The sequence below is a fragment of the uncultured Marinobacter sp. genome (assembly GCF_947488835.1).
Taxonomy (GTDB): Bacteria; Pseudomonadota; Gammaproteobacteria; order Pseudomonadales; family Oleiphilaceae; genus Marinobacter.
In genome coordinates this window covers 136,362-160,724 of sequence record NZ_CANLBK010000004.1, presented here as the reverse complement: position 1 = coordinate 160,724, position 24,363 = coordinate 136,362, and the positions used below count along the sequence as shown (strand labels likewise).

Sequence of the window (24,363 nt, the reverse complement as noted above, 5' to 3'; positions counted from 1 at the left end):
ACCGTGACCCTCAAACGCCAGCTCTTTATTGCCAGCCTGCTGATGCTGCTCATCCCCTGGGCAGGCTTGCAGTTCGTGCTGGAGTTGGATCAGGCACTTCGCCAACAGGCGCTGCAGCAGCTGCAAGACCAAGCTGATCGACTGGCGAACACAGCAGGCGATCTCAGTTTGGGGCTTCCCACCGTTGCGCCCCAAACACCCGCCATTTACATGGAAAGCCTCACCAGCCCGATCAATCTCGACGGCTACGGCCATGACTGGCCCGGTTACGATGAGGGCGAGCAATCCCTGCTTTGGCAGCCCTCTGGCTATTCAAAACAACCCGCCGTAAGCTCTGACAAGCCCACCCTGCACTGGCAAGCCGCAACCGATCAACGCCACCTGTACCTGCTGATACGTCTTAGCAACCGCCAGCCCGAATTCTTCAATCCCGGATCCCCCGATCAGCCCCACGACCAGCTCGTATTATGGCTCAAACCCGCAGACAGCAAGACGCTCAATCCCGATGCCCAAACCACCTCCTGGCTCATGCGCGCCTCACCACCGGGCACGGTGTATGCGACGACAATTGGTACAACAAACAGAGGAAGTAACAACAACCCCGACTACCGGGTGAGCGGGCATTGGAACAGTGTAGGCAAAGGCTGGCAGCTGGAACTGAAATTACCCAAACCGCCACAGGGCAGCCGCTTCGGCTTTTCAGCGCAATGGCAGGACAGTTCAGGGTTCGCGCAAGCCGGAACGTCGACCGACCCACTGCCGGTTCTGGTGGAACGCCAATCCGAACTTGAGCGGCAACTGATTCCCGGAATGAGCAAAGGACAAATGGCGCGGCTGATCGAACCGGCAGGCTGGGTGATCGCCCAGCAGGCAACACCCTCCCGCCAGGCACCCCCGGAGTTTGATGAACTCAGCCCGCTGCAAATTGTGGAGCACATCAGCCTGAATGCCCTAAGGGCATTGGTGCAGTTTTACCAACCCTCTCCTGCACGTCTCTCTACCCATACCAACCGGCTGGATGTGAGTAGCATTCCCGAAGAAGGTCTTGTGCGGCATGAAGACGACCATGTTTGGCTGATGACAACCAAACCCGTCTTTGGGGGCCGGACCCTGGTACTTGAGCAATCCCTGGACCAGCTATTAACCCTGGCGGGCTCCACGCTGGGTTCCGTTATTGCCCGCAGCACGCTGATAATCATTGGTCTGACACTGGTTTTGCTGGGCTATGCCAGCTGGCTGTCCTGGCGCATTGCCAGCTTACAGCGCGCAGTCAGCGCCACCATAGATCAGGATGGCCGGATTATCGGCACCCTGCCGGGCTCAGGCGCCAAGGATGAGCTCGGCCAATTGCAGAACCATTTCGCGCAAATGGCCGACCGGCTGCACGGCTACAACCGGTATCTGGAAAGCTTTTCAAAGCGGCTTTCCCATGAACTCAAAACCCCGGTGGCCGTGGTGCGCTCATCCCTGGAAAACCTTTCTCACGCCGAAACTGAAGAAGAACGTTCGCAATACATTGGGCGCGCGGCCGCAGGTACTGAACGTTTGCGGCAAATCCTCAATGGCATGAGCGAGGCCGCAAGGCTGGAACAAAGCTTTGATCATGCCGATAAAGAAGCCTTCGATCTGGCAGAAGTAGTCAGCCAGGCAAGCGCGGCCTATCAGACACTGGATCCGCATCATCACCTTATCTACACCGGACCGGAATCCGGTATCAACCTCGTCGGCTCCCCGGAACTGCTGGTACAGATGCTGGACAAGCTGGTCGACAACGCCCGCGACTTCACACCCGCAAACGGCAGAATTGAAATACGTCTCGACCAACACACCGAACACGTTCAGATCGAAGTTTTTAACGAAGGTTCACGCTTGCCAATTCGTTCAGACGTGGACATTTTCGAGGCATTTGTATCCCAACGCGAAGGCAAAACCGAGGGGCATCTGGGCCAGGGGCTGTTGATCGTGCGTTTGATTGCCGACTTCTTTGGTGGTCGGGTTGACGCTAAAAACCGGCACTTAAATGGCATTGACGGCGCGTCCTTCCGCGTTATCATTCCAAAGCTTACGGATAAACCAAGGACAGACTCTTGACTGCCAAGACCGTCGCACTGGATTTTCACCCCCTGCGCCCTGACCTGTATCAGGAGCTGCACTCGCGCCCTTTTCAAGTATTACCCGCACAGGCGAGGGTAAGCCATATCGCCGTTTTGACCACGTCAGAGCAGCGCAAAAGCCAATTTAAGCATCTGCAAAGCCTGCACCGAATGCTGGGACAGCCCTGGCCAGAGGCGGAAGTTACTTGCTACGAGCAAACCTTTGATCAGCTGCGCATTCGCCGTGAAGTGCATCTGGAATTTACCGCCTACACCGTTACCAATCTCGCTCCTTCCGATGTTGAGCCATTTGAGGAAACCGGCATCAGTGCGCTGCCTCAAGGCTGGCTCGAACAGCTGGAAGGCATAGTAGTCGCCGCCCTTCATATTGACGTTAGCCCGTCAGTGGAACATGCCCGCAACGAACCTGCGTTCTTGCGCCGGCATTTTGAGGGTATGCGTCTGGTAGGCAGCAGCCCACAGGAAGGGGCTGCGCGGGTACTGGGAACCTTTCAGCTGCACTCCGACAATTTCGGCCGTTTCATGGTGCTCAATTACAGCATGTCTGACAGTCAACTAGGCCGGCTCGTTCAGCGGCTGATGGAAATTGAAACCTATCGTTTGATGTCTTTGTTGGCATTGCCTGTAGCTCGCGAAATCACACCGGTCCTCAATGATATGGACCAGCAACTGGCTGTCATCACTCAGGCGCTGGCTGATAATGAAGCGCAGAACGAGCAAACCATTTTGGCCAAACTGACTCACATTGCAGCCAAAATTGAAGCCTTTCGTGCTCATTCCACCTTCCGTTTTTCCGCCACCAAAGCCTATCATCAGCTGGTGCTGACACGCCTTGAAGAACTGCGAGAAGACGAAGTGTCAGGCCATCTCACCATCTCTGAGTTCATGACTCGCCGGCTGACCCCTGCCGTCAAAACCTGTGAAGCTGTTAGTGTGCGGCTGGAGGACCTTTCCCGCCGGGTAGACCGCACCTCCGACATGATGCGCACTCGGGTAGAGCTGGCTATCCAAAGCCAGAATCAGCAGCTGCTCAGCTCCATGGACAGGCGCTCCAAAATCCAGCTGATGATGCAGCACACGGTTGAAGGCTTTTCCGTGGTTGCGATTACCTACTACCTGATTGGCTTACTAAAACTGGCTCTGGACTCGGTTTACGAAGCGGGGATCATCTTCAACAAAACACTGGCACTGGGAATTGCCATTCCCGCCACGCTTGCATTGGTGTATCTGTCCATCCGGGTTGTTCACCATCACTTTATTCGCATGGCAAGACGGCAATAACAACAGCCGTCAGCCAAGGCTTTCATCACCCGAAAACTGGCGGTAAAACTGCTGCGCCGTGCGGCCATTGCGCACGCCTTTTTGGGTGGCAAAGCGAATGGCTTCGCGGTGCAACTGCTCTCTATCCCCAACTTTCGGGAACAGTGCATCCACTGCCTGCAAATATACTTCTTGGGGAAACGCGTAGAAGGACAACTGCAAGCCGAAACGGTCAGCAAGCGAAACCTGCTCTTCTATCGCTTCAGCCGGGTGAATTTCACCATCCTGTGTATGGCCCTTGAGGTTATCAGACATGAACTCCGGCATTAGATGGCGGCGATTCGACGTGGCATATACGCGAACGTTTTCAGGCGGCAGCTCCAGCGAACCTTCGAGCACACTTTTCAAGGCCTTGTAACCGGTTTCGCCCACGTCAAAGGACAGGTCATCACAGAAGATGATGAAGCGGTATGGAAGATCGCAGATGTCATCAACAATTTCAGGCAGGTTCACCAGATCGTCTTTGTCCACTTCAATGATTCTCAAGCCTTGCTCGTGGTATCGGTTCAGCAACGCCTTGATCAGCGATGATTTTCCCGTACCTCGCGCTCCCCAGAGCAACACGTTGTTGGACGGCTCGCCGGCAAGGAAGCGTTCTGTATTGCGAGCAAGCGCCTGTTGCTGACGATCAATACCCGTCAGAGAACCCCACTGAATCGGGTCCAGCCTCCGCACCGCTCGCAACCCTGCACGATGGCGACGCCACACCGCTGCGGGTATTGATGACCAGTCGAAGGGTTGGTTATCAGACATAAGCACTTTTCCTGTTCCGCTATTTACCGTTTTACATTCCGGATCACGCCGGGAAGCACAGCATCAGTATATCGGTATGAGCTGTAAACAGGCTATTAAGGGGGAAACAAGAAAAAAGGTGCAGAAGCCAAGCCTCTGCACCTTTTTTGGGGGGCATACCACAGATATCAGAACTGGAACTTAAGGCCGACCTGAGCGGTATCAAAGTCGGGGCCGTCGTTGTTCAACTGACCATTGAAGTCGTTTTCATCCACATCCACGTTATAACGGTTGTACTCCAGGAATGTGGTCAGGTGCTCCGTGATGCGGAAATCGACACCTGCACCTACAACGGGGCTTACCTCATCATAGGTCTCGTTTTCATCGAACGCGTCCACATCAAGTGCTGCTGCGAAAGCACCCGCCTTGGCGTACACACCAAAACTGTTTGTCACAGGCAGACGACCAATCGCTACCAGTGAGCCACCTTTGAGTTTGCCCTCAACATCGTCTTTGCCAAAGTTGCCGAAGTCTATGTAAGCCGCTTCCAGAGCAAAAAACTGGTTGAACTGATAACCGAGACCAGCGCCGTAAAGATCGTTGGAGTCGTCAAAGTCACCACCGTGGGATTTATATCCACCATAACTGCCTTTGATGTATGGGCCGGAGGCGTCACGATCAGAGGTGCCTTGGGCGAAAGCTACCGGAGCAGCAAATACACTGGCAGACAAAATCGTGGCACAGGCAATACGAGCTTTAGAGTTCATAATGCTTTTTCCTCGCTAGTTAAGAAATCCATTCGTCAAAGCGTTCCTCGGGTGACTGCATCGATTGATGCATCGCCCCCGAAACACGTGATACTACCCTAGCGCCCCTGATCGCCAATTTGGGTTACATCCAGACTAAAATCTCTTCATACTCTCTTAATAATCCAACCAAAAACCTCAGAAAAACAATATCTTATCCAATACAAAACCATGCATGCTCGTCGCCGAAAAGCACAGGTGAAAGGTCGTCAAGAAAGAAAGTTTCGAGGCGGTCTGCGCGGATCAGAGGATTAATCGGTGGGAGTGTTATCTTCGGAAGGCGCGGCAGTATCTCCAGAGTTACTGGTTCCCGAGGTGCCGGAACCGGAAGACTGACGCATCAGAACCATACCGCCCTGGAGCAACAGTTTCTTCAGCCTCGGGTCACCCTGCTCGGCTACGCCAACGGCAAAAGCCAGTGCTGCGGCCTCCAGAGGGTTGCGAGCAATCAACGAGCGCAGTATCTCTATGGGTGAAGTTGAGCTACGGCCAGACTGGTTGCTTTCCGACCCGCTGCGGGTTTTGGGCGTGCGTGTCATGCGATAGAAAAATAGCGCAAGCAAACACAGGCATGCAAACCCGGTGATCGCCATGGCCCCCGGCTTACCCACCAGGGGTGCCAGGGCCAGGGTCGCTGCATTGACCAGCAGGTAAAAGCCGGTCACCAGCAGCGCAGTGAGTAGCACCAGTGCCAACACTATGCCGATAACAGCTGCGACGGCTTTGCGTAGCATGGCCTGGAGACTTGCGGAATCAGGTAGCATCAGCGATCAAGCATTTTGCCCACGATGACTCCTGCCAGAAACATAAGGATAATGCTGAGAAATGGCCTTTCCTCTATTTTGTGCTCCACGCTCTCTACAGTGTGTGAGCCCGCTTCTGTTGCACGAGTAAGAGCTGCATCGCCCCGCTTGCGCAGGTTTTCAAACACCGATTGCGCCTCACGACTGATTTCATCCTTCAGGTTATTGGCACTGGTCTTCTGGTTGTCCGCAAACGCTTTGGTCAGGGATGCAATGTCATCACGCAGTACCTGAAGATCGTCTTTCACGCGGGCGTAATCATCTTTGGTTGTTTGCTTTTCCATGGGCTGTCTCCTGATTCGATTCATGATTTCATTCGACGACGGGCTGGATCAGGCCTATTTGCCCTTCAACCCGCAAGACTGCTCACAAATTACTCTAGCACAGGGTCGGGAATTCGTAACTGTACACAGACTTCGCAGAAGACAGCTTGTCAGGGTTCAAGCCCTGTGACCTTTGGCTCATCGTCACGCACGCGCAGAAAGCTCGCAAAACGTGGCAAGCCGGTAGCAGTGAAACCGTAGTATTTGAAGGTTATGCGCGTTCCCGGTGCGGGCGGCCGGGTGCGCAGCTCATCGCTGAACCCGGTTCCAATGCGGAAGCGACGACCGCTCGGTAGCTCCACCTGTAAGGCCCCCATCATATTCTGCAGGCGGCCTTTGCCGGGTATATGCCCGACCACCACCGCCTCGGCGTCCGCGAAGGTTTTTACCTTCATGAGGTCATCCGAGCGGCCTGCTTCATAAAGACTATCGCGACGCTTCAGCATCAAGCCCTCGCCGCCTTCCGCAACGATCTTATCCAGGTCCGCCATCAGTGCAGCATGAGTGGAGGCCGGTGTTTGCGTTACCAACGCCAGGTAACGGGTATCCGCTTTTCCGATTAGCGCTACCAGCTGTTCATATCGCTCATAAAACGGCCCGGGGGCCGGTAAGTCAAAAACATGAAACTGGATGCCCCGCCACTCACCTGGTACCGGAACACCTTTGCGCACGGCTCCGGAAAGTTCTGCAAAGCGCTGTCGCCCCATCCATAGCTCCCCGTCCAGAGGTACACTGGGGAAGCCTGCAATAAACCAGTCCGGCGCATTGTAGACGTTACCATTGCGAGACAAGAACTCCCGGCCATTCCAGTAAGCTCTTACACCATCAAGCTTTTCGCTGATCCAGTAATTCTCCAGTGCAATCCCTTGCTGATAGGTAGTGGCAAGCGGCACTGGAGGCGGGCTGGCCTCACTGACCCTTACAAACACCACCAGAGCCAGCACTGAAGTACACAGGAAAAGCCTGCAAATACTCCCTTTTGGGCGGGCCTGCATCCCTTGCCAGCCCGCTTTCTCCCGCAAATTCATTATAGGCACCTCCATTGCCCGTTAAAACACGCCCGGGAATCAGTACAAGCTGCGCGGTATCCGATACCCCGATAAAAGCTGCTGTGTGAACGGATTTATATTGCTTGCCGCATGCAGGCGGTAACGCATTTCGCCGTCATCTACCTGAAAACGCACATCCACAGCACTGCTGCTGACGCCGGTGATATCGGCCTTGTCCAGCAAGCGGAACAGTGCCCAAGGGCCGTTCTCCGAAATGCTGCGGGGTGAACGGTTAACCTGCACTGGCACCAGCGTAATTCTGCTTTCAACCGCTTCTCTCAGGGTGTTGGGCCAAACCAGTGGAATGCTCTGGCGCGGGCCGTGACTGAACTCCACCAGCTGGCCATCAAGGTTCACAACACTGCGGCGCTTGTTGGAGGACAGATTCAAGGGCTCGAGGGCAAACTCCACATCCAGCGTGCCGCTGCGTGTGAAGTAGGCGCTGCGGATTTTATCCGCATTGCCTAAAGACGCCAGTACATCCCGGCGCACCAGCCCGGCTCGGCGCGCATCCCCTACCTGCTCCGGATGATCCTCCAGGAACAGTTTGAGGTTGTCCTTGTAGAAGGTATCCAGCACGCCACCTGGCGCAAAAAACCGCTCAAAATCCTGCAAGGCCACATCGCGACCGGCACTGGCATTAAATGGGTAGTGCCTGGCGAGATTTTGCTGGAAGGGCTGGTAAACCTCCCGATACCACTCCCGCTCCAGCTGCGCCACGGCTTGGTCGAGCAGTACACGCCAGCTTTCCGTGGCTAACCGGTTCAATAGTCTGTTCAGTGGTTCTGGCTGATGCCCCGCCATTCGTTGCAGCGTGAATATCGGGTCTGCACCCTGTAATCCCATTCTGGCACGAGCCGCATTGAGTGCCGCCCTGCCCTTATCTGGCGCCTCCTGAATATTGCGCATGTATTCGTGCAGATCATTAACCACAAGCATGATTTGCTCCAGCCCACTCGGCTGATCTCCGTTCTTGCGGGTGACCTGGTTCAGATCAGTGAATTGGCGTTCGATGTTCTGCAACATGCGGAAGTGCGCCGACTGCTCCAGCAGCTCACGCGCCACGGCAGTATCTCCCTCTGCAGGAGGGATCAGCTGCGTATTCCGGCGCACTTGTCCAAGGAACTGCGCCATGGGCTGATGGCCGCTGGTCAGGCTTTCCAGTATCCGTACCCCGTGGTTGAGGTCGTCAAACTGTTGAATGTCGACCCGGCTCAAGGCCGTGCGCCATGCGTTGGCGTAGTGTTCCGCATAGAGGTTTTGCAAGCTGGCTAATAGTTCTGCCTCATCAGCTTTGCTGAAGTCCACGTTGTCCCTGCGGCCCAGTACCCAAGCGTCAACCAAAGCCAGGTCAGTAACCGTGGCAGACTTTCTAAGGAACCATTTTTCGAGACCGTCCCGGGTCAGCAAGGCAGGAATGCTCAAGGGATCCTGTGTTACTTCCGACGGTTGACCCGGCTCGCCAAACTGGTCCACACGCACAAAAACATTACTGAACGCGGGCCCGGATGTGCGGGACAAATCGTTTGGCTGGCTGAACTCGCGGCCAGCCTCAACTTCCAGATCCCGGTACACACGATCAGGCGTCGGCATGCGTCCCAGTTCGTGTTGCGACCACTGCACGCTGCTTTTGAATGGCGCCAAAGCCATATCAGCCGTTACATCTCCGTGCTGGGCCTGCTGAGCAAGATCTGTGTATGTCATGGCATAGTCCAGGTGCGCCATCAGTCTCTGCTGAACATCCCGACGGCCCGGGAAAGCTTTCTGCCAGTACTGGGTCATGTAGGTGGTGACTATATCGCTCCGGCGGCCGCTGGCATCGTAGAGCATTCGCAGCACTCGCAGGTGCTCAAGCCGTTCCGGGCTGTTGTCTGGCGCACGGCTCATCTCACCCATTACACCGAACATGAGCGCTGGCAAATACTGGTATGCCAGCATGTCGAGGTAAGAGGCTTCCACTTCCGGGCCAACCTTGTGGCCTTGGTACAGACCCATTTCGCTGACGAGCGGCCACTGTTTACGATGGTCCCCAAACGCCAGTGTTGCCTGGCGCAGCTGATCCAGGGGTTCAAGCAGATTGCGGCCAGTGGTATCCGGCTCAAAGCCTACGGGTTGCCAGTTATCGATGAATCCGTTAACCCGCGCTTCAACCGACGCAGCCGCTTCCGCATTCTTAATGAAAAAATGCTGCCAACCTGCGGTTATCCCCGCCCCAGCGCACACAGCAACAACAGCAGCGATCGCCACCCTGCGCTGACGACTGCGCACAATCCGCCGGTTATCTCCGGCAAGCCCGGCCTCAGGATAGATAATCCCCGGGAAGAGCGACTGGGTGAACAAGCTTGCAGACTGGCCCGTGCGCTGGGCTGGTTGAATCGGGCCAGATACCTGGTAATGGTTGGCGGCAGCTGAGACAAACGCATCTTCAGGAACACCTTCCTGCACAACCGAGGTGAAGTAGGTACCTCGCACCAATGCGGGCGTGGAGAAGGCATCGGCCGACAAAAGGCTGGTAAGGAAGCTTTCAAGCGCGGGCTTCATGCCAGCCAGCTGGCGGGTAAACGAATATGCCGCTGCGCGATCTTCAGAGTCACGGGTGCTTGCTAGTACGTCGGGCAAGCGTATGTTCAATCCCGCGACCATCTCACTGTAACGCTCGGCAAACTCATTCAGCCACTCATCGTTATCCAACTGACCTTCCAGCCGGAAAGTGAACCCCAGAGCCTGCTCTTTCTCCTGCTTGCTGAGAGTACGAACAAAGGGCCCAAAGCCATAGAGTAAATCCATTTTCGTAAAGGAGACATACACCGGCAGGCGCGATCCTATCTGCTCCATCAGCTCCCGCAAACGGGTGCGCAGCAAAATAGCATGAGCTTCCCGCTGCCCCTCACTTGCCGTGCTCAACTGCGCCAGATCAATCGCCAGAATCACACCGTTGAGCGGGCGTTGCGGGCGGTTGCGCTCCAGCCACTGGATAAAGTGCGTCCAAAGCCGCTGCTGTATTTCCCCGGCTGCACTCTGGTTTTGGTTCTGGCTCAACAGCTCACCATCGGGATCGATCAGTACGCCGTTATCGCCAATCCACCAGTCGAATCCGAATGGATTGCGATCTGCCCGATTATTACGGGTAACGTTGGTGAGGGTGTATGTCTGCCCCGAACGCTGAATGAGGCTGGTTTTCCCCGCCCCTTCCAGGCCCATAACCAAATACCAGGGCAAACGATAAACACCCCGGCGGCCCGGCAGGTTGTTCTTCAAGGCGGCAAGCTGGCGATCCAACAACCGCTGTTGCCTGCGTTCCATATGTAGGATCGGATCTTCCTGCTCTTGCTCCTCCTCGGCTTTAGCGGCATTAACCTTGCCTAGTCGACGGGCTAGCACCGTGCCCCACATCAACACGACCAGCAGCACAACACCGAGGGTAACCAACGACCGCATCTGCCAGGCTGCCAGCGGGAACTCACCACGCACCTCCCACTTCGGCCCGAGCCACCAGGTGGCTATCAATAGTGCTATCACGCCAAGGGCCAGGGTGACCGGTGCCGCGTTTCGAATGTATGGCATTAGCCAGCGACCGATGAGTAAAGCTTTTCTCCACATGGTGTCCATTCCTGCTGTGAATCCGTAAATAATTAGTCAGTATGTCGACTACGCCCTCAGGCCAGTCGTTCAAGTTGTTTCAGGAGCGCGGGCTCCCAGTCTTCAATAACCAGGCCCGCTACCTGTTGTTGCAGATCCTGAATCTGCCGTGAGGCCAGGCTCACCAAGCCGCTTTCCTTCATCAGTCGTGCCGAAGCCAAACGCCAGTAGAACTGCTCCCGTGGCTCGCGGGCGCCTGCAAGTCCGTCTTCAAGCAGCTGCATCGCCGGCGCCAGTCCTTTCTGGGCAACTAGTTCCCGCGCTGTGTCATAAGCTTGCTCCCAAGGGCTGGCACTGCCACCAGACCGCCCTTGAGTATGAGTAGGCGCAGACCAAAGCCACTCCTGGGCTTCGGGGGATAGAAACGGCGTGCCATCGTTAAACGTCAGTTCCGCCAGCTGCGGCAGTCTTTCCACGAATTCATTAACGGCTGTACGAATAGCCTCAGCGCAGGCATCACACCCCAAGGCCATCGCCACACCGGCGCTGAGCCGGTGGCCCTCGAGCCAAAAGGGGCTGACCGACAGGCTTTGTTCTATGCGCTGCCAAAGCGCCTGATCGGGGGCTTTTTCCAGGGTTTCACGGTATTCCGCAACACGATCCCCGCTCACGGCGGCCAGGTCAGAGCGTTTGCCATCCCGGGTTGGCGGCACCGAAGTAATGCTTTGCCAGATTGCGTACCGGCGAATCTGGTAGCCCAGTGGCCGTTCGGGTTCGGTGCCGGTCAGTAAATCTGCCACTTTCAGCAAACTCTGGCGGGTGGCCCGTTCATTACTCGGGTCAAGCGTCAGGGCGCCAAGGGCCGGGCTGGCTGGCGCTGCGGAAGGCGCTGCTCCCGCTTTGCCGTTATTACTTGCAGTAGTAGCGCGATCAGGCGTCGCCTCTACGCTCGCGCCCGATGGACCACTAACTTCATGTGCTTGGGGTAACTTTTCGACAGCTCGCTTGAGATCTACGAGCGCATCGTCAGGTAGCTCTTTCTGTTGCGCTTGCGCCCCAAGTTTTGTCAGCACCTCCAGGCAAAAAAGTCGGCCATCGCCCACGCTGGCATCAAAAGCGCTTCCTGCCACACCTTTGGCTGCCCGCTGGAGCATTTGCGTGAACATCATTTTCCGTGCCCGCTTACCCTTATCACCCGGATAAGGCCAGCCGTCATCCCACCAGCTTTCCAGCACGCGCTGGAGCAGATACAACGAAAGCGCAAAGCGCTCTCCATCAGCACCTTGCTGCAAGGCAATCAGGAGATAACCCAGAACTTTAAGATCCTTACTGCGAGCAGAGAGTATTTTCAGGGATTCGCTCTCAACCTTGCCCCAATCAATATCGGTATGGGCAAGGGAGCCGATTTTCATGATTTCGTCTTCAAGGAACCCAAGCGCCGCGTCCTCCCCCAGCCCTTGTCCCGCGGGCGCCTCGCCTTCCAGCGGGGTGACGACCTGTTCAATGTAGGGATGCTGTTCTATTACCTGCATGTTCTTCGTTCCTCGCGTCCTTGCGTTTGTGCTTGCACAACCTGGCTACCAGCCACAGCTTTCACGAAGCGGGCGAATGGCATTTGCAAAACCGGTCAGATCGAAGAGCAGGCCGTCTATGCGGCTGTTTTCGGAATAAACGCGGATATCGGTTTCCTGCTCTATCGCCTTAACCGCCCGGATAGCTGGCAGGCCGCGCCCGATGCTAAGCACGTAGCCGTTATCACGCACTCTCCAGGCACTTTGTCCGGCGTTTCCTGTGGTGCCAAATCCCAGATTTACACGCTCTGCATCCAGCGGCTCCGGCAGCATCAAGGTCAGTTCGGTAATGTTGTTGTGGCACTGGAGGGCAAGCAGAGGCCGGGGCGGTTTTGCGCCCAGTGCGGGCACGGTCACCAATAGGCCAGCGGCCTGCCCGGTATTGCGGTAGCTAAGGCTGCCAGAAGAAGGCTCGGTACCCTGCTGCGCATAAGCCTCTTGCCAGCGCAGGGAACCGACCATGCGACGCACTCTAGCATGGGGCGCGGTTGCCGCATCAGTCTCTGCCAGCGGGGTACCAAAAACCTCATCAAAACACGCCAGCCGCACCAGCCTCTGGGCTTCGCCGGTGCACCTGCGAGCCTCTTCCAGCAAGCCAGCTTGGGCCTGCGTATTTACATCCGCCAGGCTCGCGGCGGTGAAACAAAGTAAGCCCAGTGCTACAGCACCAAGAGTGAATGGGCGCAGGTTTGGGCGATCCAGAGGGTTCGGGCGCTTCATGATTCGGCAACCTGATATTTCAAGCATTTGTGGGCGAGCGTGCGCTTGGGCAGGCCCAAGCTTTCCGCTGCTTGAGCGCGGTTCCCGCCGTACTGGTGCAAGCGATCACGGATAACCGCAGCTTCAAATGCCTGGGCGGCGGCTTTGAGGTCCCGGATATCTTCCGTGCCAGAGGCAACGTGTTCATCGGAAACGCTTGGTAACAAGCCAGGCGTTTCCCGGCCTGCCAGATCTGGGAACATATCGGTGAGCCGGAGTATTTCCGGTTGAATGTCGTCTCCTGCAGGCGTCTGCAGACACGCTAACTCGATAATATTGCGAAGCTCACGGGCATTACCGGGAAAGTCATAGGTTGCGAGGGTACGCAGGGCGTGGCTGCTGATGCCCAAGGGGCCAGCGCCTTCGCGCTCGGTATACAGGCGAATAAAGTGGCGGCTGAGTGTTTCAAGGTCATCCAGGCGTTCGCGCAGTGGTGTGATCTGCAGGGGGAACTGGCTCAGGCGGTAGAACAGATCCCGGCGGAAGTTACCATCTTCAATACTCTGGCGTAGGGGCTGGTGAGTAGCCGCTACCAGCCGGAAATCGGAGTGCTGTTCCGTTTGCGCGCCAAGGGGACGAAATTGGCGGCTTTCCAGCACTCGCAAGAGTTTGGATTGCAACGCCATGGGCATGTCGCCGATTTCGTCCAGAAACAGGGTGCCGCCATTGGCTTGAGCCAAAAGCCCTTCTTTAGCTTGGTCGGCGCCAGAGAAGGCGCCTTTGGTGTGTCCGAAGAGTTCGCTCTCCAACAGGGTGTCCGGAATGGCGGCGCAGTTAACCACTACCATGGGGCCGTCGGCGCGGTCTGATAGCTCGTGAATGCCTCTGGCCACGACGTCTTTGCCGCAACCGGTTTCACCCTGCACCAGAACTGAAAGCTGGCTGCTGGCGGCGCGAACTATCTGGGCGCGTAGGTTGGTCATGGATTCAGAGCAGCCCACGAGTGTTTGCGCGAGGGTTTCACTGCGCTTGCGGAGGGTTTCTGCATCGTGCAGGTTGTCCAGAGAGCGTTTGAGCAGGCGGCGTTGCCACACCTGGTCGCGGCTTTGCAGCTGGGCGATCCACTGGTGCTTTAGCAGATGCAGGAGGCCGCAATAAAGGGGTTGGGCGGTGATGCCATCCCAGTCGGATTCATCCCGACAGAGTATGAGTATGCCGAGGGTTCGGCCGTCGTCGTCTTTGAGGGGTTCAAGCCACAGGGATTTGGGGCGGTTGCTGGCTTCGATGAGGCTCTGAAAGCCGGGGTGATCGAGGCGGTAGCTTGCGGCCCGAGTGAGTTCGCGGGCTTTGCCGGTTTGCAGCAGGTGGGCGAAGGGGTGGCTGAAGTCGCCACAGTCGAATTCACCGGTTTCAGCCAAGTCGCTACAATGGAGGGTGCGCCCGCTGAGATCGAGTTCGAGTGCCCAGCAGCGGGTTAAGCCGAATGCGTTTTCCAGCTGTTTTGTGGCGGTTTTCAGCAAATCCGGCAATGTGGTTTGGCGCGTCAGTGCGACTGCCAGGTCTATGCCGGTGTGCAGTTCCATCTGCATCCGTCCCATTTTTCTTCCCTTTTAATCCTGTTGTCCGGGATTGGTCTCGCCTGATCGCACATCGTGGGGTCTGGCTTTCCAAAACTCGCCGTGAATACGTCCCTGTAGGCTCCGCTTCGCCATCCATGGCTTCGCAGGGTTTTGGAAAGCCAGACCCCACGCTGCGCTAGATAGATGTCGCCCTATGCCACGGTGCCTGAAAACTTGTTGTCGGAAACGCCCAGAGTTACCTGTTTAACCGGCTCTTTCGCCGCCAGTTTCTCCAGTAACGCCAACGAGATCGGCGGCAACAGCTCACCTTCAATAATCGATTCCAGCATGCGCGCGCCGTTTTCGCTTCTTGTTGCGCGGCTTCGGATCGCTTCTACCAGGCCGTCTTCCATCACCACTTCTGTGTGGTAACGGTCGCGAATTTGCTGGGCCAGGCGTTCGAGTTTGTCGCCGACGATGCGGTTGAGGGTTTCTTCACCCAGCGGCAGGTAAGGCACCACTTCCATTCGGGCCAGCAACGCGGGTTTGAAGAAGTCGGCTAGTTCCGGGTAGAGAGCTTCTTCGATGTTCTCCGGGTGTTCGGCGTGGTTGACGATGGTCTGGTAGCCGAGGTTGGAGGTGAGGAAGAAGACGATGTTTTTGCAGTCGATCAACCGGCCTTCGCCGTCTGCCAGTTCGCCTTTGTCGAAAGCTTGGTAGAACAGGTTGAGGACTTCCGGGTGGGCTTTTTCTACTTCGTCGAGCAATACCACGGAATAGGGTTTCTGGCGGATGGCTTCGGTTAGGATGCCGCCTTCGCCAAAACCGACGTAGCCCGGTGGTGAGCCGATCAGGCGGGAGACGGTGTGTTTCTCCTGGTATTCGGACATGTTGATGGTGGTGAGGAACTGGCGGCCGCCGTATAGGAGTTCGGCCAGTTGTACCACGGTTTCGGTTTTGCCTACGCCGCTGGGGCCCACCAGCAGGAAGGCGCCCATGGGGCGCCCGGGGCGGCGGAGGTCGGCGCGGGCGGTTAGCAGGTGCTGGTGCAGGCAGTCGATGGCGGTGTCCTGACCTTTGATGTGGGCCTGCAGGTACGCCGGCAAGTGGGTGATTTTTTCCAGCTCGTCGGTGGTCATGCTGTTGACGGGGATGCCGGTCCAGTCGGCGATGACTTCGGCAATCTGGCGGGCGTCTACCCGGGCATGCACCAGGGGCTCATCAGCTTGCAGTTCGGCCAGCTCCTGTTCGAGGGCGGCGGCTTCGCTTTGCAGGCTGGGGTGTTCTTCCAGGCCAGCCTGTTCGGGCCTGGTTTCGGTATCGGCTTCGGTATCCGCTTCGTTTTTTGCAATGGCTTCCTGAACGCCCGCCGGGTTGAGCAGTTGTTCGCGGATCTCTACCAGGCGGGCGACCATGTCGCGCTGGGTATTCCAGCTTTCTTCCAGCTCAGCGGACTGCTGGTTCAGTTCAGCAATACGCTGTTCCAGTTCCGCTTCCCGGGCGGCGTCAACGCTCTGGCCGAGGGTATGCTCTCGGTTCAGCAGTTCCTGTTCCATGGAGAGCTGGTGCAGTTCGCTGCGCACGTGGCTGAGTTGGCGCGGTGGCGTACTCAGGTTGAGGCTGACCCGGGCACAGGCAGTGTCCAATACGTCGATGGCTTTGTCCGGGAGCTGTCGGCCAGCCAGGTAGCGGGCGGACATTTCAGAAGCGGCTTTCAAGGCGCTGTCGGCGATGAGCACCTGATGGGCTTTTTCATACACGGTGCGCAGGCCGCGGAGAATGTGTACGGCTTGTGCCGGGCTGGGCTCGTCCAGTGCTACCGGCTGGAAACGGCGGCTGAGTGCAGGATCCTTTTCGAAGTACTTTTTGTATTCGCGCCAGGTGGTCGCCGCGATAGTTCGCAGCTCGCCGCGAGCCAGAGCAGGCTTGAGCAGGTTGGCTGCGTCGGAGCCGCCTTCGCTGTTGCCGGCGCCGATCAAGGTGTGGGCTTCGTCGATGAACAGGATGATGGGAGTGGTTGAGGCTTTCACCGCTTCAATCACGCCTTTGAGGCGCTTTTCGAACTCGCCTTTTACAGAAGCACCTGCTTGCAGGGCGCCCATATCGAGAGTCCAGAGCTCTACCTTTTGCAGGCGCTCAGGCACTTCGGCATTAACAATGCGCAGCGCGAGGCCTTCCACGATGGCACTTTTACCAACGCCCGCATCGCCTACTACGATGGGGTTGTTCTTGCGTCGGCGGCAAAGGATGTCAATCATCTGGTCGATTTCGGCATCGCGGCACACGACCGGGTCCAGCTTTCCGGCACGGGCCTGCGCAGTAAAATCGGTGGCGTAGCGCTTGAGCGGGTCCATATCCGCTTCAACCTGAGGCGTACCGGCTTCGCCCTGTGCCATTTCCGGGCGCTCGGTGGAGCCTGCGGTCATAGTGTCGAACTGGCGGCGCAGATGCTCCCGGTTAATGTCCCGGAGTTGCTGGCTAACCTGCGGCATCAGGTAGCGGTCAGCGTTCATCAGCAAGGCCAGGAAGATGGCGCCAGAGCGCAAATTCCGATGCCCCAGCTCTGTGGAAGCCAGCAGCCAGGCGTCCTGCAGAAGATCGATCAGCAGTGGCGAAAACGACGGATACGGCTCTGCGGTTTGCAGCTCGCCGTTCAGGCTTTCGCCCACTATGGGCTGAAATTCCTGATGGTTAATGCCGGCTTGCTCCAGAATCTGGCGCACGTCAGAAAATGGTGTTTCCAGCAGCTTGAACAGCAAATGGGCCGGGGTAATTTCTGCGCCCTGGCGGCTGATACAAAGCGCCGCAGAGGCTTCCAGGCCGTTGCGGCAAATGTCGTTGAGGCGCCCGATAAGCGCCGGCAGTTCTACCCGAATCACAGTGATATCCTTATTTCGGTAGTTGTTCCAATACGCTGAGCACATCCCTGATGCGTTCTTCCAGCGCTATGTTGTAAAGGCTGTATATTCCCGCCATGGCTGCAGCAAACAGCCCGGCAATTACCCAGATCGGCAGGCCACTGCGCAGCCGGTTGCGGGCCGGTGTTACGTTGATCTGCGCGTCTGCCAGAGGCTCGGGGTCAGAGTTTTCCCGGAGCGATTGCAGCTGCTCATGAAGCCCTCTCAAAATCTGTTCGTATTCGTCGCGGCCGTTTTCCATGACTTTGTACCGGCCTTCAAAACCCAGGCACAGGCACAGGTAGATAAACCCGAGCATGTCCTTGTAGCGCGCCGGCTCCTGCTCCATGCGCGCAAGGATGGCGAAGACCTTCTCACCACCCCAGGTTTCGTTGTGGAAGCGCGACAGCAACGAATGCTGCGACCAGACACTGTGGGCACCCCAGTCCGTACCCAGCACCGCTTCATCAATGAAGGCGCAAAGCACGTAGCGATAGGCCACCACGGTGGGGCGTTCATAGCCCTGCTCGATCAGCTCGCGGTCTATGGCCGCCACTTCATCCACTACCTGCTGGTAGAGGCTTTCAACAGCGCGATAATCCGCCAGCCGGCGAATGCGGATCACCAGCCCAAGCAAAGGCGTAGCAGCATCCGTCAGGCGGTTGTCTTCCAACCCTCGGAGCTGGAACTGGTCATTGCCAAAATCATTGCCGGAAGCGCCGTTTTGCGGCTGCTCATCAGCAAACAACAGATCACTGAATGCACTGCCGCCGGTCTGCCTGCTGCCATTGGGTAAATCCATTACCTGTGCATTTGTCATAAATTAGCTCCTGATTGCCCAGAACTGCATTTCCAGGCCCGGGAAGCTGCCCGCCACATGGAAGGCAAAACCGCTGGCGTTGTGGAGCATCTGCCAGGCCTGACTTTGATCGTCCAGCCGGAAGTACACAAACCCTGCGTGATAGGGCAGCTGGCGCGGTGCTACCGGTAAAGCAGACAGCGGAATACCCGGCAGTTGCAGGCTGATGAGATCGCGAATTTTCTCTACGGAGGCTACCTTGCACTGCTGGGTGAACTGCTTGCGCAGATCGTCCAACGGCATGTCCGCTTTCACCGCCAGAATGAACTCGGCACCGCTGATCAACTGGCCGTCCTGAACCGGCGCGACCGTCAGGCCGTACTGGCGCTGCTGCAGCTGGATGGCCAGAGCGCGTGGCTCCAGCACCGTGCTCAGGGATTGTCGCAATACCTGCATCAGCGGCGTAAAGCTGTCTTCAGGAAGATCGTGATCGTAGGGCGGATATTCCCGCGGCAGCCGGCTTTCGTCGGTGAATGTCACCAACTCGCCGCAGAGCTCCAAAAGAACTTCGTACAGACGCTCCGGGTGCAACTGGCGCAAACGAGCCAGGTGCATAAACCTCGGGTGAGCGCGGTTGAGCATCTGGAGCAGCATGAAATCCGCCACATCGGCAACACCGCCCTGACCTGGCGCACCAACACGTTCCGCAATATTACGCGCTCGCTCGCGCATCAAGCCCGCCATTTCGCCGACAAATCGCTGCAATTTGGGCGCCGACCGAACACTGAGCATGGTCGGTATAAAATTCGGATCCATCACCAAGCTGCCATCCGGGCGCTTTTCCAGAATCCGGCCAATGGCCACTGCCGCGTAAGCACTGCGGTCATCCCGTTCAAGCATCAGGCGCGGCGCTACCCGGGCCACGTCGATGATGTGGGCGTCGCCATCAATGGAGTGCAGATCGCGGATTTCTGTGCTCTGGGCCCGGAATCGCCCGGCTGCAGGCGCATCTGGCCACTCCACTTCGGCCAGACTATCGTTGCCCAATGGCAGGGCCAGGTACACCACCTGATTCGCCACTGATGCGTCGGTGATTTCCAGAGGCTCTGGCATCACATCGTCCTGGGGCAGGTTGAAGCGGGTACCATCAGGAAACAGGCCACTGGCCCGCACCAGACCCACGCGCCCGAAGCTCAAGTATTCCGCGTTCAGCTCCAGGTCGCTGAATCCATACAGGTAGTCAGAAACCGCCAGAGACCGCTCGTTGATCTGGTGTTCCAGATACCGCTGCTGCTGCTGAAAGTGCTGGGGTTTGATAAACAGCCCATCACTCCAGACGACCCTATTTGTAACCGCCATCAGGTTTCTTCCGACCGCTTGAGTTTGACTTCCCTGTCGCGCAGATTCACCAGAAGGTGATAACGACCGCCGACCGGATCCACCCTGACCACCTTCTTCCACTGGGACAGGTTCGGGTAGGCGTAGAAGGCAATTACGCCGATAAACCGGGTGTCTTTGCTGATTTCAAACGGTTCTATAAACTTGAACTGGCCAGGCACCAAGGTGTAATCGCTATGCTCGATGTAGTTCCGGCCAAGGGAGTCTTTCAGGTTGTTCAGAAGCTGGTCGAAATCACCGGCCATCAACAAGGAGCTGTCGCGCATCTCAATAATCTGAAAAGCGATCGGCGTCGGTGCCAGAGACTCGTTCGGGTTCACGCCCGGCTCAGCCACCATGGTCAGATCTACCCGGCTGGGGAGATCCTCGGGGTAGCCCACAGGAATGCTGGGGTCCCAGAGTACTTTCGCAGTTTTGGTTACGGCGTTATAGGGTGTGCTGCATCCCGCAAGCACGAACATAATCGCCAGCAAAGTCCATTTGCAGGTTTTCACAACAGATTCTCCCTTTGTAGTTGACGTAAATGCTGGTCGTAAGCCTGATCGAACACTTCCTGAAACAGGCGCTCAAAACCCTGCTGACGACTCGAATTCAATTCCCGGTAATAGTGTTGGTACATATCCCATGCCCAGCGACCTTCATCCTCATTCTTCTGCAAGCCGCGGCGGTAGCCATGAAAACGGCGCAGCAGGGCTTCTGGTGAAAACGCATAAAGAATGGCTTCCAGTGCTTCACTGATTGCCGCGCCGGTGGCCTGCTGATGGTGATTCAGGCTTTGCAGGCTTTCCTGCACGGCCGCGGGCGCCGACAAGTGCACCGGGCTGCGCTGGCTGGCAAACAGGGTTTGCACGGTTTCTTCGTAGTCCCCGCCAAGGCGCAAAGGATTATCTTCGATCGGCTGCAACCGTGTGCGCAGCGCCTGATGCCGGCTGTCTTCGCCCTGGTGCAGGGCCAGTAAGCCATCAATAGTCGCTTTCAGGGTCTGCCCGGCTTCTTCGAGGAACAACTGCATGCCATCACTATCAGCAAAGTCGAGCCCCGCCTCCATGCCCTGCATCAAAGGGGTAGCACTGATATGTTTGCGGCTTTGATCGCTGTGCGGCTGGCTCCTCCTACCTGAACCTTCGCCCGATGCGCCGTTATGGGTTTCTGACATCCTGTCTCTCTCTCCGTTTCTTACCGGAAGACCCATCGCCACGTCGCGATTTTCCCGGTACTCATCTGTCACGTCGGTTTCAGTTGCAAACCAGGCGCGCTCGCTTGCCATCAAGGTGCGCTCTTCCTGATTCACGTGAGCTGGCTCGTTCTGCCAGCGCTGCATGGGGTCAGTGCTCGGCGTATCACCGGCTGTTGGCGCCAGCCCTTCCATCGGCTCAACTACCTGTATATCACTATCGCGCTCAGCTCCACGTACCAACTCTCCTTCTGCTATATCCACCAATTTCCTGTCTTCCGCCGCCTCGCGGAGCGCCAGTTCCTGTTCGGTGGACGAACCTGATGGCGCCGCTATTAGCTCTGCCCGTATGCGGTAGCGACCAATACTGACCGTGTCGCCCTGATTCAACCGTGCCCGACGGCCACGCCCCACCGGCTGAGTGGCACTGTTAATGTAGGTGCGGCCACTGCGATCAATAAGGCAGTAACCACCGTCGAAAAGACGAATTTCCGCATGACCAGCAACCGCGCCGGTGCGATGCGCCGACAGTTGCCAGGTATCACTTTCGGCGGTGCCAATGGAACCACCCTTGGGGCCAAAGTTGTGCTCAACGCCTGCCCCACTTCGTGTTGTGCCGGGGTTGGTGACCGTCAGCTTCAGTCTGGTTACCTGCCGCTCTTCCATGATTGCGTTCCTTTTCATATTAACGGCGTATCTGAATCCGCACGGCGGGCCGGGTTTGGGATTTCTCGGGTGTCACAAACGAGTTCCAGCCGAGCCGTATGTCCTCTCCCATCTGCATGGGGCGGATATCCTGACCACGCATCTGCAGCTCCAGGTCGTAGGCCAGTTGCTCACGGGTGGCAAATTCAACCAGCTTTACCAAGCGCTGGTGATCCTGCCCGTTGGGCAAAAAATCGGCGAATCGTTGGCGGCTCAGGTTACGGATTCGCAAAACGAACTTACCGCTGCGGTCCCGCACCTGCGAGCCCACCAGCGTGTCGTTTCCCAGCGTGGCATTGCTCTGGCCCAGGCGTGTTTGCTGATCTTCACCAATGGCCACCTTGCGCAGTACCCATTGCTCAATACTCACATCGTCGAGATCGAAACAGTGCCCGACAATGCCGCTGACCACCTCGGGAGAGCGACTGCGCCCCGCCATCAAGCCGGAATAGGCCAGCATCTTCGACCAGTTAACCGGCGTCGCGTCCCGCAGGCGGCTGTCGCCAAGGCCCGTCAGGGAATAGATCAAGTTGGAAAACCCATCCGATGCACCAGGGCGAAAACGCACGTAGTAGCGATATTTGCGCCATGATCGGTGAAACAGGGTAACCAGCCGATGATTGAAAAAATCCAGAAAATGCCGGCGAATACCCAGGTCCTGACCCGCTTCCCAAGCCAGATCTTCGAGATAATAGCCGGGCAATGGCGACTGGGAGCCGTGCAGCCCCAGAAAACTCACTTCCATCTGGTAGGGCCCGTGTGCATGCTCCGGCGACAAGGCTGAAATCACATCGCTGCCTGGAAACCCCAACCCCGCAGAGGAGGAAAAACGGATGCGCTCCTGGCGCGGCTGATCGTCTCCGCTGTCCTCCAGATCATCACCATGGTGCCGGTGAATCAGATCCACCAACTGAAAAAAACTGTACCGCCGCGCATTGCCCAGAACGGGTTGCAGGCCGGCTACATCAGCGGCTGCTGACCTTGCTGTAACGTCCATGTATACCGTTCCTGGTTGTCTGTATTCACCACTTCCAGTTGGTGAAATGCGTTGATACTGGCATAAAGTGCAAAGAACTGGCTGAGTACGGTGCCGAACAGGTACAAATCGCCTTCCGACGCAAAAGCCTGCTGATCCAGCTTCATCACCGACCGAATTCCCCGCACCGGCAGCCCGCGAATCATTTTGTCCACCGGGTTGGTTTCGATGGCGCTGATGCCTGCAAGCCGCTTCTGCGACACCCGCTCCGCCTGGCGATCCACCAGCGCGCGGAAATCATAAACACGCAACACGGTGCGCAAGGCATCCACATCCAGCATGGAGAGATAGTTTAGCGACAGGTTGGAGATCAGCGTCCACAACAGACTGCCATCCAGGGTCGGCCTCAAGGTGGCAGTAGGACGGGTAATATTGCTGAACGACGCAAACGCCGGTGTGGTTTCTGTTGCCATGCACACTTCCCCGACCGCCAGTTGCTGGGGCAGTTGCCGGTTGGTGCAGGTCAGGGTCAGGGAAATCGCTTCCTGGCGATCCATGCATTCAGATTCATCGCCCCGAACAAACGACATATAGTGATCAAACCCGTCACCGCGCACGCTGTCCTTGGCCCGAACCCGGTAATACAGGGCTGTGCGACCACGATCCCGCTCAACTTCGTGCTGAAAGCTTTCGAACGCCGTGTAAAGCCGACGCTCGCCTCGCCCGGAACGGCCTTCCAGCCAGCCTTCAACCTGCTCAATACTGAACACTTCAAAATGATCCGGCGAGCGGCTGGATGCCAGAATCCGGTACTCGGTCTGGCGCCCGTTAAGATCCACCGGCTCACCCTCATGGGTAAACAGATTCACCGCTGGCGTGCAGTAAAGCTGCATATTCTCAGCCCGAACCCGCGCATCTGGCGGGAGAATACGGCTGAAATGAAAACGCAGGCTGATCTCATCTGCCTGGACTGCAGGCAAACGATTTTTTAGTCCGGTGATATCTACAAACCGGAACGCCTCGGGAAAACTCAGGTATTCCTGAAGAATCCGGTAGCCGGAATAGGCGTTCTTGGGATAAGGCAACAAAGCCTCATCGCTGGCGAAACCAACTGGCTTCAACAAAGATGTCGGCAGGCTGTAAACCGAATCGCCAACCACCAACTCCATGCGATTGAGATAATGATTCAGCCATAGATACAGCGTTTCAGCCGTATGGTTATCCCCACCCAGATAGAATCGCAGGCTATCGAGATCAAGACCGCTCAATGGCTGACCTGTATGAAGCGCCAGATCCACGGTCATCGACGACACTTCCCGCGAATGCTCCGCGTGAGCATCCGCCACACTGATGGGAAACACGTCTACTGCCCTGCAGGTACGAAACCGGCACTGTGTCTGGCGTGTGGAATCTCCCAAAGGACGACTCTTGATTTCCGTGTGCCGCTCTACCCTTTGTCGTTCACTGATAGAGTGTAACTGTGGATCAAACCGCATAATCGTGCAGCTGGGAACCGGGCGAAGATAGTTCGGCCAAAGCATGTTCAACAGTGAATGAGTCAGTTCGGGAAATTCATCCTCCACCTTCTCTCGAAGCTTCCCCGTCAAAAACGCAAAGCCTTCCAATAAACGCTCAACGTCTGGATCAGTGCTTTGCTCCGACAAGAATCGGGTAAGCTGAGGATGAGCTTCGGCAAACTCCCGCCCCTGCAATCGCAGAAAGCTCAGTTCGTCCCTGTAAAATCGGTTTAACTTCATACAACTACCGCTTCCTTGGGAGTATGATCCGGTCGGTATACTTTTCTTCCGGGAAAAAACAACTCGCTGCGCTCAGACATTTTTTTCCCTGCAGAAAAGCAT

The 24,363-nt window shown here is 56.9% G+C and carries 18 protein-coding genes; 2 read left to right on the top strand and 16 right to left on the bottom strand.

All coding sequences use genetic code 11. The features are described from left to right. The first annotated feature begins 3 nt into the window (after positions 1–3). Positions 4–2,091 (top strand): ATP-binding protein, encoded by a 2,088-nt coding sequence (locus Q0824_RS14370; RefSeq protein WP_298452108.1) that lies wholly within the window; start codon positions 4–6, stop codon positions 2,089–2,091. Continuing rightward, the gene (locus Q0824_RS14365; RefSeq protein WP_298452106.1) at positions 2,088–3,395 is read left to right on the top strand and encodes a DUF3422 domain-containing protein; all 1,308 of its coding nucleotides are present in this window, start codon (positions 2,088–2,090) and stop codon (positions 3,393–3,395) included. The genes Q0824_RS14370 and Q0824_RS14365 overlap by 4 nt, the downstream gene beginning before the upstream one ends. 9 nt (positions 3,396–3,404) lie before the next feature. Here the strand turns inward: Q0824_RS14365 and Q0824_RS14360 are convergent, their stop codons facing one another. From Q0824_RS14360 to tssF, 16 genes are all read right to left on the bottom strand, one after another. Beyond that, positions 3,405–4,187 carry an ATP-binding protein gene (locus Q0824_RS14360; RefSeq protein WP_298452103.1) on the bottom strand — a complete coding sequence of 261 codons (783 nt, stop codon included), beginning with the start codon at positions 4,185–4,187 and terminating at the stop codon, positions 3,405–3,407. 167 nt (positions 4,188–4,354) lie between these two features. Then, positions 4,355–4,933, bottom strand: coding sequence for a porin family protein (locus Q0824_RS14355; RefSeq protein WP_298452100.1), 579 nt, complete (start codon positions 4,931–4,933; stop codon positions 4,355–4,357). A gap of 290 nt (positions 4,934–5,223) precedes the next feature. Further along, a complete protein-coding gene (locus Q0824_RS14350; RefSeq protein ID WP_298452097.1) occupies positions 5,224–5,736 on the bottom strand; it encodes a hypothetical protein in 513 nt (170 codons plus the stop codon). Further along, positions 5,736–6,059 carry a hypothetical protein gene (locus tag Q0824_RS14345; RefSeq protein WP_298452093.1) on the bottom strand — a complete coding sequence of 108 codons (324 nt, stop codon included), beginning with the start codon at positions 6,057–6,059 and terminating at the stop codon, positions 5,736–5,738. The genes Q0824_RS14350 and Q0824_RS14345 overlap by 1 nt, the downstream gene beginning before the upstream one ends. Before the next feature lie 149 nt (positions 6,060–6,208). Beyond that, positions 6,209–7,126 (bottom strand): DNA ligase, encoded by a 918-nt coding sequence (locus tag Q0824_RS14340; protein WP_298452090.1) that lies wholly within the window; start codon positions 7,124–7,126, stop codon positions 6,209–6,211. Positions 7,127–7,165: 39 nt separating this feature from the next. Then, complete coding sequence (gene tssM, locus Q0824_RS14335; protein WP_298452087.1) at positions 7,166–10,756, bottom strand: type VI secretion system membrane subunit TssM; 3,591 nt, start codon at positions 10,754–10,756, stop codon at positions 7,166–7,168. Positions 10,757–10,803: 47 nt separating this feature from the next. After that, positions 10,804–12,258 carry a type VI secretion system protein TssA gene (tssA, locus tag Q0824_RS14330; RefSeq protein WP_298452084.1) on the bottom strand — a complete coding sequence of 485 codons (1,455 nt, stop codon included), beginning with the start codon at positions 12,256–12,258 and terminating at the stop codon, positions 10,804–10,806. A gap of 45 nt (positions 12,259–12,303) precedes the next feature. Beyond that, positions 12,304–13,017 (bottom strand): type VI secretion system-associated protein VasI, encoded by a 714-nt coding sequence (gene vasI, locus Q0824_RS14325; protein WP_298452081.1) that lies wholly within the window; start codon positions 13,015–13,017, stop codon positions 12,304–12,306. Next, a complete protein-coding gene (locus Q0824_RS14320) occupies positions 13,014–14,585 on the bottom strand; it encodes a sigma 54-interacting transcriptional regulator (RefSeq protein WP_298452647.1) in 1,572 nt (523 codons plus the stop codon). The genes vasI and Q0824_RS14320 overlap by 4 nt, the downstream gene beginning before the upstream one ends. A gap of 182 nt (positions 14,586–14,767) precedes the next feature. Then, on the bottom strand, positions 14,768–17,434 hold the full coding sequence (tssH, locus tag Q0824_RS14315; protein ID WP_298452079.1) for a type VI secretion system ATPase TssH: 2,667 nt from the start codon (positions 17,432–17,434) through the stop codon (positions 14,768–14,770). Positions 17,435–17,444: 10 nt separating this feature from the next. Further along, complete coding sequence (gene icmH / locus Q0824_RS14310) at positions 17,445–18,272, bottom strand: type IVB secretion system protein IcmH/DotU (RefSeq protein ID WP_298452077.1); 828 nt, start codon at positions 18,270–18,272, stop codon at positions 17,445–17,447. 3 nt (positions 18,273–18,275) lie between these two features. Continuing rightward, positions 18,276–19,610 (bottom strand): type VI secretion system baseplate subunit TssK, encoded by a 1,335-nt coding sequence (tssK, locus tag Q0824_RS14305; RefSeq protein WP_298452074.1) that lies wholly within the window; start codon positions 19,608–19,610, stop codon positions 18,276–18,278. Then, positions 19,610–20,143: a type VI secretion system lipoprotein TssJ gene (gene tssJ, locus Q0824_RS14300; RefSeq protein ID WP_298452071.1), complete on the bottom strand. Its 534-nt coding sequence runs from the start codon at positions 20,141–20,143 to the stop codon at positions 19,610–19,612. The genes tssK and tssJ overlap by 1 nt, the downstream gene beginning before the upstream one ends. Then, entirely contained in the window at positions 20,140–21,489 is a 1,350-nt protein-coding gene (gene tagH / locus Q0824_RS14295; protein WP_298452068.1) for a type VI secretion system-associated FHA domain protein TagH, read from the bottom strand. Before tagH ends, tssJ begins: the two co-directional genes overlap by 4 nt. 19 nt (positions 21,490–21,508) lie before the next feature. Continuing rightward, positions 21,509–22,525 carry a type VI secretion system baseplate subunit TssG gene (tssG, locus tag Q0824_RS14290; RefSeq protein ID WP_298452065.1) on the bottom strand — a complete coding sequence of 339 codons (1,017 nt, stop codon included), beginning with the start codon at positions 22,523–22,525 and terminating at the stop codon, positions 21,509–21,511. Beyond that, positions 22,489–24,261, bottom strand: coding sequence for a type VI secretion system baseplate subunit TssF (tssF, locus tag Q0824_RS14285; RefSeq protein ID WP_298452061.1), 1,773 nt, complete (start codon positions 24,259–24,261; stop codon positions 22,489–22,491). Before tssF ends, tssG begins: the two co-directional genes overlap by 37 nt. Positions 24,262–24,363 lie beyond the last annotated feature (102 nt).